Source organism: Brachyspira catarrhinii, assembly GCF_005518285.1.
Lineage (GTDB): Bacteria > Spirochaetota > Brachyspiria > Brachyspirales > Brachyspiraceae > Brachyspira > Brachyspira catarrhinii.
The window spans coordinates 1-1848 of the sequence record NZ_SJDU01000417.1; the positions used below are offsets into that span (position 1 = coordinate 1).

At 27.4% G+C, this 1848-nt stretch carries 2 protein-coding genes and 1 pseudogene; all 3 read right to left on the reverse strand.

All coding sequences use genetic code 11. The features are described 5' to 3' along the window. On the reverse strand, positions 1-977 hold a 977-nt coding region (locus EZH24_RS11080; RefSeq protein WP_153227236.1), incomplete at its 3' end, for an NTP transferase domain-containing protein. Between the two features lie 75 nt (positions 978-1052). After that, a pseudogene (locus tag EZH24_RS11085) lies at positions 1053-1391 on the reverse strand (hypothetical protein); the annotation flags it as partial. A gap of 181 nt (positions 1392-1572) precedes the next feature. Further along, the gene (locus EZH24_RS11090; RefSeq protein WP_161976153.1) at positions 1573-1749 is read right to left on the reverse strand and encodes a hypothetical protein; all 177 of its coding nucleotides are present in this window, start codon (positions 1747-1749) and stop codon (positions 1573-1575) included. Positions 1750-1848 lie beyond the last annotated feature (99 nt).

The following is a 1848-nucleotide window of genomic DNA, read 5'->3' on the forward strand; positions in this document are numbered from 1 at the left end:
GTGATTATATTTTTTAATTTATTATACACTTTCGATTTTGCAATAGATTCCATTTCTTTAAGAACGGTTTTATCGTTGAAGCCCAAAACTACTTTATTGTCTTTAGGAATATATGTCGAAATAGAAAAATCGTTATTCAAAAACATTTCTATCAAATCGGATAAATAAAATTCTTTTTGAGCGTTATCCGATTTTAATTCGGAAATTAATTTAAGCAAAGGCTCGGTTTTGAATCCGTAAACTCCGACTATATATTCGTTAAAATCTTCAAGTAATTCGTCTTTATGAAACGAAAATTTTTCATCTTTATAAGTTTTAAAAAGTTTATCTTCGTCTCCCATAGAAAGAATATCTTTATATTCTATGACGCCGACAACCTCTCCTTGCGATTTTTTATATTTGCTCGGTTTTCCTTCGGTAGTGAGTCCTCTGCTTCTTAAAATTCTTCCGTAATAATTGCTTCCTTTCGGTCCGTCATATAAGGCGGTCATTACAATCATATCGGATTTTGATTTTAGGAATTCTTCTTTAAATTCTTTCATCGTATTCGCGTCTATGAGTCCCAAATCGGCAAATATTACATAGCAGTATTTTATATTTTTCAAATCGCTTTTTTCGAGTCCTATTTTAACGGCATGTCCCGTTCCCATTTGAGATTCTTGATATGCAAAAATAGTATTTGGCTGTTTTCCAACCGCGTTTGCAACATCCAAAGCCTTTATTCCGACAACGATTGTAATATTGCTTTTTGGAATTCCGTTGCTTGCCGCAAGTCGAACTCTTTCGATACTCGGAATTCCCCAAATTGTGTGAAGCATTTTTGAAGTCGAACTTCTTATTCTCTTTCCATGTCCCGCCGCCAATATTATAACCAAAGTGTCGTTTTTTGAAAATTTGGAAGATAACGATAAAAGTTCGTTTTCGATTAAATTATCGTTTTTCTTTTTTGAATTATTATTTTTATTCTTATTTTCCATTATGGGAAGCTCCTATTCGTCAAAATTATTTATCAAAATTTTTTCAACAAATTAAATAGTTTCTACATTATCATTATTTTCGGAATTTATTTTTTTATCCGAATTATTATAAGTTTCGTCTTCCTTAAGCCATTTTCTTAAAATTTTCACAACCGATTGAGCGAGAATATCCAATTTCTTTTTCGCTCTTATATTTCCGCCCAAATTGGAATCTTCTTTCAAAATAAATTTATATAATTGCATCGCTTTTACAATATTTTTTTTATCAAAATTATAATAATCGGCTATTTTTTCTATTCCTCCAAAATACGAAGCGGTTATATAGCATCGATAAGCTCCGTCAATATCTTTTTGATTAAATAACTCGTTGCCCTTTCTAATCAAGGCGCTTCTTGTAGAATCGTTTATTTCCATATTCTATAATTATATATCAATAATATTAAAATTCAAGTATGGATTTATTTATTAGATTTTATAGAATTAAAAACAGATTATGTGGTTTAAAGTTAAATTGGTAATTTACATATAAAATAATTTTATTTTATATTTAGCTAACTAATAGTATTTAATATTTTTTATAAATACATTATAAACATTAAACTCTAATTTTATTTTTATTCATAAATTCTTCAATACAAAATTGAGAAGATAATAATTTATTTAACGCCTGACATTTTTTATTATTGTTAATAACAAATGAATTATTATTTTTTTCTATTATCTCCGAAGATAACTTTTCATACTCCATCATCGATTCAAATAAATCTTTCATAAACTTATTATTATAAAAGGATTTATTACCATTAAAAGAATTGCATAATAATCCAAATAAACTTCTTATATATTCCAAATAAATTTCTTATATATTTGC

Bases quoted from the DNA above. Each gene is read 5' to 3' on its own strand.
- EZH24_RS11090 (WP_161976153.1), bottom strand. From the start codon at position 1,749: ATGAAAGATTTATTTGAATCGATGATGGAGTATGAAAAGTTATCTTCG.